Here is a 1,366-nt window from a genome sequence, read left to right on the forward strand (position 1 = left end):
GGGTATTGCCGCCGGGCGCGCCGCCGTACAAATCGGTGGAAGTGCTGCACAATAATGAGCGGGTGGCCTTTATCGAGCACATCCCGGAAATCGTGTAGCCACGGCTTGTTCCGGCGGCCTGGCAGGACCGCCGGGTGCTTAGAACCTGTTTACGATCTGCTGCGCGTCGGCGGGATGGATAGAAATGGGCGTTGAAAACGAGCTCAAAATGCTCATGTACCACTTGTACATTCCGCTTTTTCGCTCGTTTTCGCCTTGTCTCGCCTTAGCTCGCGAGATCGTAAACACGTTCTAAAACCCGCGCCGCTTACTCCGCCGCGCGGCGAAAGCAATGGTAAAAATCAATAATATATTTACCCGAATTGATTTAGCACCCGTCCCATTAAAATTCAGATGGCTCAAGAGTAAATTCTCCCTGGTCTGATTCATGGCACCATAAAGCGCTTGTTTTACCCCGCGCTTATTGCCTCAATCAGCATTAATCCATTTCCAGGAAGAAACGATGAAAACAAAACACTCGGCTATCGGTTTTTTGGTGCTGGCCAGCCTATCCTGCTCAGCCTATGCGGAAATATTGGCGGACCAATTCATGCCCAATGGGGATCTCAGCATCGCCTACCCGCAAATCTGCATCAGGACCAACCGGACACCAAACAAAACAGACATGGGTCCGATCATTAAGATGGCGGACGAGATTGCCAGGAAATTCCCTGAAAACCAGCCCGAGCAACGCGCCAAGGCGGTATTATATCAGCTGACCACGGCATTCGGATCGGGAAAGTTCGGCCATACCTGGATCAATGTTTTCCACGATAGAAACGGCGCCGTCAGCCCATCGTCCTACAGCTATCGCGAAGATCATGGCTATGTTAAAAACGGCAATATGGACAAGTCCGACAGAAAATTCAGCCTTCAAAGATGCGCGCCTTTGAATAGTCCGAAAAAACAAATCAAAATCCTTGAAGAAGTGATAGTACCCGAGCTGAACATGGCCAGTTACTTTGCCGGCCAGGCCATGGGAATGTCCAAAACCAATCCGGTGAATGGCGCTTACACTCCCATCCACAATTGCGCCTGGTTTAGCGGAATCGTCTGGAATGTATTGATGCAAGAGGAGCATGTGTTTGCGCAATCATTTAATGGCGCGGCGCACGCGGACCTGTGGGGCATGCCCTTCATGAAGGCGATGAAATTCATTTATGAACCGGGCATGGTCGCCGAGGGACTCAAGAAAGCAGGCAGCCATTAACAAGGGGGTCGATGCTCATCGCACGCGATAAACATCGACCCCGTCCAGGGAAAGGCTGACACCGCTCGGTTTCAACGCCGTATCGCCGACGCGCAGCAGGTCGTAAACGGGTTCTTA

General features: G+C 51.7%; 1 protein-coding gene. It reads left to right on the top strand.

Translation table 11 applies throughout. The annotated features are described in order from the left end of the window. The first annotated feature begins 502 nt into the window (after nucleotides 1-502). The gene (locus VI26_RS22970) at nucleotides 503-1,249 is read left to right on the top strand and encodes a hypothetical protein (protein WP_053074598.1); all 747 of its coding nucleotides are present in this window, start codon (nucleotides 503-505) and stop codon (nucleotides 1,247-1,249) included. Nucleotides 1,250-1,366: the final 117 nt, after the last annotated feature.

The sequence above is a fragment of the Chromobacterium sp. LK1 genome (assembly GCF_001043555.1).
Taxonomy (GTDB): domain Bacteria; phylum Pseudomonadota; class Gammaproteobacteria; order Burkholderiales; family Chromobacteriaceae; genus Chromobacterium; species Chromobacterium aquaticum.